At 65.8% G+C, this 5,179-nt stretch carries 6 protein-coding genes; 5 read left to right on the top strand and 1 reads right to left on the bottom strand.

The window, feature by feature from the left end; all coding sequences use genetic code 11:
• Nucleotides 1-129 precede the first annotated feature (129 nt).
• The 3 genes from ACO6VM_RS18520 to cmoB all read left to right on the top strand — a co-directional run bounded on the left by ACO6VM_RS18520 (nt 130) and on the right by cmoB (nt 2,308).
• On the top strand, nt 130-522 hold the full coding sequence (locus ACO6VM_RS18520) for a protease inhibitor I42 family protein (RefSeq protein ID WP_422403623.1): 393 nt from the start codon (nt 130-132) through the stop codon (nt 520-522).
• Nucleotides 523-611: 89 nt separating this feature from the next.
• Nucleotides 612-1,355 (top strand): carboxy-S-adenosyl-L-methionine synthase CmoA, encoded by a 744-nt coding sequence (gene cmoA / locus ACO6VM_RS18515; protein ID WP_125462821.1) that lies wholly within the window; start codon nt 612-614, stop codon nt 1,353-1,355.
• Nucleotides 1,352-2,308: a tRNA 5-methoxyuridine(34)/uridine 5-oxyacetic acid(34) synthase CmoB gene (gene cmoB / locus ACO6VM_RS18510; protein ID WP_422403622.1), complete on the top strand. Its 957-nt coding sequence runs from the start codon at nt 1,352-1,354 to the stop codon at nt 2,306-2,308. The genes cmoA and cmoB overlap by 4 nt, the downstream gene beginning before the upstream one ends.
• Before the next feature lie 238 nt (nt 2,309-2,546).
• On the opposite strand, the gene ACO6VM_RS18505 is transcribed toward cmoB, so the two are convergent.
• Entirely contained in the window at nt 2,547-2,750 is a 204-nt protein-coding gene (locus tag ACO6VM_RS18505; RefSeq protein ID WP_110995103.1) for a hypothetical protein, read from the bottom strand.
• 279 nt (nt 2,751-3,029) lie between these two features.
• Between ACO6VM_RS18505 and ACO6VM_RS18500 the strand changes: the two genes are divergently transcribed.
• Together ACO6VM_RS18500 and ACO6VM_RS18495 are read left to right on the top strand one after the other, a co-directional pair.
• Complete coding sequence (locus ACO6VM_RS18500) at nt 3,030-3,704, top strand: heavy metal response regulator transcription factor (protein WP_422403621.1); 675 nt, start codon at nt 3,030-3,032, stop codon at nt 3,702-3,704.
• Complete coding sequence (locus ACO6VM_RS18495) at nt 3,701-5,086, top strand: heavy metal sensor histidine kinase (RefSeq protein WP_422403620.1); 1,386 nt, start codon at nt 3,701-3,703, stop codon at nt 5,084-5,086. The genes ACO6VM_RS18500 and ACO6VM_RS18495 overlap by 4 nt, the downstream gene beginning before the upstream one ends.
• Nucleotides 5,087-5,179: the final 93 nt, after the last annotated feature.

The following is a 5,179-nucleotide window of genomic DNA, read 5'->3' as shown; positions in this document are numbered from 1 at the left end:
CAACCGATTCCCACCCACCCTGCGTGTTACGCTAACACATGCGCCTCCCCCCCCCCCCCCCCCCGATGAGGCCGGCACAGGCAGCACAACTTCGGTTATCCTCAGGCAACTTCAGCCTCCGGAGCCAACATGACCCTCCCTCGTCTGCTCGTTCCCCTGGGCCTCGCCCTGCTCACCGCCTGCGCGCAACAGCCGCAACGCAACGTCGAACTGGACGCCGAAAGCGAATGCCCGACGCGCCTGCAGGTCGGCCAGACCATGACCCTCACCCTGCCCAGCAACCCCAGCACCGGTTACCGCTGGCTGTTGCAGAACCCGGCCCCGGAAATCCTCCGCGCCCTCGGCCCCGAGGTGTACAGCACCCCCGAGGAAGCCGGTATCGTCGGCAGCGGCGGGATCTCCACCTGGCGCTTCCAGGCCAAGGCCGCCGGCGAGGGCCACCTGATCCTGGTCTACCAACAGCCCTGGGCCCCGGAAGTGCGCCCGGTGCAGACCTTCGATTGCGCCATTCGGGTCAAGTGAGCCGGCGGCGCCGGTCAGCCAGTCATGCAAGCTTGCCGTGGTTTGGCTAGAATGCCGCCCCTGTAGATTGCCAGCCGCCCGGACCCTTCGTGAGCAAACAACCCGACCGCCTTTTCGCCCAGCCCCTGGAGCAGGTACCCGACTTCGTTTTCAACGAGGACGTGGTGCAAGTGTTCCCGGACATGATCAAGCGCTCGGTGCCCGGTTACCCGACCATCGTCGAGAACCTTGGCGTGCTGGCCGCGCGCTTCGCCCAACCCAATACCGCGCTGTACGACCTCGGCGCCTCGCTGGGCGCGGTGACCCAGGCCCTGCGCCGGCACGTGCGCACTGAGGGTTGCCGGGTGATTGCCGTGGACAACTCCGCGGCCATGGTCGAGCGCTGCCGCCAGTACCTCACGGCCCAGGACTCGATGTTCCAGGAGCTGTTGCCGGTACAGGTGCTGGAGGCCGACATCCTGTCGTTGCCGTTCGAGCCCGCCTCGGTGGTGGCAATGAACTTCACCCTGCAGTTCATCGCCCCCGAACAGCGCCTGGAGTTGCTCGGCCGCATTCGCCAGGCCCTGCTGCCGGGCGGTGCGCTGATCCTCTCGGAGAAGCTGCGCTTCGCCGACGACCAGCAACAGCAACTGCTCAACGACCTGCACCTGGACTTCAAACGGGCCAATGGCTACAGCGAACTGGAAATCGCCCAGAAGCGCAGCGCCATCGAAAACGTGATGAAGCCCGATACGTTGGAAACCCATGCCGAGCGCTTGCGCGCCGCCGGTTTCTCCAAGGTCGTGCCCTGGTTCCAATGCCTTAACTTTGCCTCGCTGATAGCCCTGCCATGATCGATCTGTCCCCTCTCGTCCGCCGCCTGGCGGGCACGCCCCTCGCCACCTGGTCCCAAGGCCTGCAGGCACAACTGCAAACCAAGCTGGAAAAGGGCCACGGCGACCTCGACCGCTGGCGCGGCGCGCTCGAAGCGCTGCCACGCCTGACGCCAAGCGAGGTCGACCTGGTCGACGGCCTGCGCCTGGACTGCGATTGCGACGACGCCACCCGGGCCCAGATGCGCCAGGCCTTGATGGGGCTGTCGCCTTGGCGCAAGGGGCCGTTCGACCTGTTCGGTGTGCACGTCGACACCGAATGGCGCTCGGACTGGAAATGGTCGCGGGTCGGCCCGCACCTGGACCTTGCGGGCAAGCGCGTGCTCGACGTGGGTTGCGGCAACGGCTACTACCAGTGGCGCATGCTCGGCGCCGGTGCCGACATGGTCATCGGGGTCGACCCCAACTGGCTGTTCTTCTGCCAGTTCCAGGCGGTGCAGCAGTACCTGCCGGACTTGCCGGCCTGGCACCTGCCGTTTGCCCTGGAGGAGCTGCCGGCCAACCTGGAAGGTTTCGACACGGTGTTCTCCATGGGCGTGTTCTACCACCGCCGTTCGCCCATCGAGCACCTGCTGGCGCTCAAGGACTGCCTGGTGAAAGGTGGCGAGTTGGTGCTGGAAACCCTGGTGATCGAGGGCGATGAAAACCAGGTGCTGGTGCCCGAGGACCGTTATGCGCAGATGCGCAACGTGTGGTTCCTGCCGTCGGTGCCGGCGCTGGAGCGCTGGCTGCGCCGCGCCGGGTTCAGCGATGTGCGCTGCGTCGATGTCAGCGTTACCAGCGTCGAGGAGCAGCGCAGCACCGAGTGGATGCGCTACCAGTCGCTGGGCGACTTCCTCGACCCGAACGACCACGGCAAGACCGTCGAAGGCCTGCCGGCGCCGCGCCGCGCCACGCTGCTGGCGCGTAAATAAAAAAGGCGCCCTAAAAGGGTAATGCCAGTCAGTTAGCGCTTCATCGCACTTGTTGGGGCTGCTTTGCAGCCCTTCGCGGGTGAACCCGCTCCCACAGGATCTCGATGCCCTGTGGGAGCGGGTTTACCCGCGAAGGGTCGCGCAGCGACCCCAATTGGCTTGACTGACTGGCATTACCCTGAAGGGGCGCCTGAATACACCTGCGGCGAGGAGCTGTCGCGGCGCAGGTGGTGGCTACTCAATCCTTGGCCAGTTCACGGGCCTTTTCTTCGGCTTTGCGCTCACGCTCGGCCACGGCCTCTTGCTTGTCGCCGTGCAGGCGTGCCTGGTCCTCGCGGAACGCCTGCCAGAACTGCTTGGAACGCTCCGCGCCGCCTTCGGCGAAAACGCTGGTGCTGCCCAGGGCGAGGATCGCCAGCAGCAGGTATTTGCTCAGGTTCATCGTGCTTGCCTCGTGATAACCGTATCGACAGGGCCATCATCGCAAGGGGCAGCTAACGCCAAGGTGAGCAGGACATTACAGTCTTGCAAGGCGGCCCCTTCGCGGGGCAAGCCCGCTCCCACGAGATCGATGGGCCGGCCCTGTCACGCACATGACCCGCGTATTACAAATCCGTTATCCCCGCCGTTTACCCATTCGCATCCAGTAACATCCTCACCGCTTGACCCTGATGTCACTACAGGGTCGAGAATCGCCCCCTTTCCGTAACCCGAGCTCACCATGCGCCTACTGATCATCGAGGACGAACCCCGTACCGCCGACTACCTGCAGCAAGGCCTGCGCGAAAACGGCTACGTGGTCGACTGCGCCCATACCGGCACCGACGGCTTGCACCTGGCCCGCCAGCAGCCCTACGACCTGGTGATCCTTGACGTCAACCTGCCCGAGCTCGATGGCTGGAGCGTGCTGCAGCGCCTGCGCGCCGAGTCGTCCACCCGGATCATGATGCTCACCGCCCACGGCCGCCTTGCCGATCGGGTCAAGGGCCTGGACCTGGGCGCCGACGACTACCTGCTCAAACCCTTCGAATTCCCCGAGCTGTTGGCACGTATCCGCAGCCTGCTGCGGCGCAACGACCAGCGCCTGCAACCGAGCACCCTGAAAGTCGCCGACCTTGAGCTCGACCCCGGCCGCCACCGCGCCTTCCGCGGCGGCCAGCGCATCGACCTGACCGCCAAGGAGTTCGCCCTGCTGCACCTGCTGATGCGCCAGAGCGGCGAAGTGCTGTCGCGCACGCAGATCATTTCGCTGGTGTGGGACATGAACTTCGATTGCGACACCAACGTGGTCGAGGTGTCGATCCGCCGCCTGCGGGCGAAGATCGACGCCCCCTTCGAGGACAAGCTGATCCACACCCTGCGTGGCGTCGGCTATGTGCTCGAGGCGCGGGCGTGAAGCGCGCAACCCTGTCGCTGCGCCTCGGCCTGACCGTCACCCTGATGGGCGCAGCCTTGGTGCTGCTGCTGGCCACCCTGGCGGTGTTCGCCCTCGACCACGAGCTGGACAGCCGGGCGCGCAAGGACCTGGCGCGCAAGATGCTGCAGGTCGAGCACAACCTGCGGGTGGACTTGCGCAGCGACGATCTGGGCACCCGCGCCCACCCGTTGCTCGACCTGGTGATGGGCCATGACAACCTGAGCCTCAGCGTCATGGCCACCAGCGGCCGTCACCCGGCCCTGCTCAGCCTTGGCCCGGCCCTGCAATCCCGGCACCTGCTGGAAATGGCCGCGAGCCCCCGGCTGGTGTTCCACGAGTGGCGCGACGATCAAGGCAACGAGGTGCTCACCGCCAGCCGCCTGATGCTGCTGCGCGACGACACCCCGGTGAATGTGCTGATGTCGCTCAACCGCGGCGACGACAACGCCCTGCTGCAGGCCTACCTGCATTCGACCCTGCTCGCCTTGCCGCTGTTACTGCTGCTGATCGGCATCGCTGCCTGGAAGCTGGTGCAGCGTGACCTGCGCCCGCTGCGTCACTTTCGCCGCATCGCCGGGCAAGTGTCGGCCCAGGACCTCGACCACCGCTTGCCGGTGGATGGCCTGCCGACCGAGCTGGCCGACTTGGCCCGGGCGATCAACGTCATGCTCGACCGCCTTGATCAGGGCGTGCGCCAGTTGTCGCAGTTCTCCGACGACCTGGCCCACGAATTGCGCACGCCGATCGGCAACCTGATGGGCAAGGCCCAGGTGACCCTGGCCCGCGAGCGCGATGGCGACAAATACCGTGAAGCGCTGGAGGACAGTGTCGAGGAGCTGACCCGGCTCAACCGCATCATCAACGACATGCTGTTCCTCGCCCAGGTCAGCCAGCCGCAGAGCCAGGTTGCGCTGCAGCCAGTGGCACTGGCTGACGAGGTGGCCCGGGTGAGTGAGCTGTTTGCCTTCAGCGCCGAGCTCAAGGGCATCACCCTGGAACTGCAAGGCTGGGGTACGGCCTTGGCGGACAAGCTGATGTTCCAGCGGGCACTGTCGAACTTGCTGAGCAATGCGATACGGCATAGCCCGCAAGCGCAAAAGGTGACCGTGGGGATCGAGCGGCTGGGCGATGAGGTCGGGGTCTGGGTGGAGAATCAGGGGGCTGGCATTGGCGAGGCGCATCTGCCGCACCTGTTCGAACGTTTCTACCGGGCGGGCAGCGGACGGTCACGTCTTGAGGGCGGGACCGGGCTGGGGTTGGCGATCGTGAAGTCGATCATGCAGCTGCATGGCGGGCGGGTTGAGGTGCGTAGCCAGGCCGAAGGGCCGACCCGTTTCACCCTCGTATTCAAGGCAGAGTAGACATTCGCGGGGCAAGCCCGCTCCCACAAATTGGCGTGGGAGCGGGCTTGCCCCGCGATGGCTTCGGACAGACCACCGCGAAACGGCAAAAAC

This window comes from Pseudomonas sp. GZD-209, assembly GCF_049310485.1.
Classification (GTDB): Bacteria; Pseudomonadota; Gammaproteobacteria; order Pseudomonadales; family Pseudomonadaceae; genus Aquipseudomonas; species Aquipseudomonas sichuanensis.
The sequence above is the reverse complement of the archived record's forward strand: the minus strand, read 5'-3'. Positions and strand labels throughout refer to the sequence as shown.

Excerpts from the sequence above, each read along its gene's own strand:
- ACO6VM_RS18520 (WP_422403623.1), top strand. The coding sequence starts at position 130 with ATGACCCTCCCTCGTCTGCTCGTTCCCCTGGGCCTCGCCCTGCTCACC.
- cmoB (WP_422403622.1), top strand. The coding sequence starts at position 1,352 with ATGATCGATCTGTCCCCTCTCGTCCGCCGCCTGGCGGGCACGCCCCTC.
- ACO6VM_RS18505 (WP_110995103.1), bottom strand. The coding sequence starts at position 2,750 with ATGAACCTGAGCAAATACCTGCTGCTGGCGATCCTCGCCCTGGGCAGC.
- ACO6VM_RS18500 (WP_422403621.1), top strand. The coding sequence starts at position 3,030 with ATGCGCCTACTGATCATCGAGGACGAACCCCGTACCGCCGACTACCTG.